The following is a 224-nucleotide window of genomic DNA, read 5'->3' as shown; positions in this document are numbered from 1 at the left end:
ATCATAGACGAAATCGAGAGTTCGCTTTTGCTTTTGTCGAGCCGACCGCACGTAAGCTGGCGGCGAGCTTCGGGTCGACCGACGATTCCGGACACCGACGCGTCGGAACCTACGATCACCTTCAGTCACCGCCGCGACGAGGACGATGCCATATTGACCGCCGATATTTCCTATTTTGCAGGGGCCGTCTGCGAGGTGCGGATTCCCGGCGCCCACTATGAAAC

Annotated in this window: 1 pseudogene; it reads left to right on the top strand. The window is 58.5% G+C overall.

Annotated features, from left to right (window positions below):
* Nucleotides 1-224, top strand: a pseudogene (locus tag AF337_RS44575) (helix-turn-helix domain-containing protein); the annotation flags it as partial.

It is taken from the genome of Rhizobium ecuadorense (assembly GCF_001187535.1).
Taxonomy (GTDB): domain Bacteria; phylum Pseudomonadota; class Alphaproteobacteria; order Rhizobiales; family Rhizobiaceae; genus Rhizobium; species Rhizobium ecuadorense.
The sequence above is the reverse complement of the archived record's forward strand: the minus strand, read 5'-3'. Positions and strand labels throughout refer to the sequence as shown.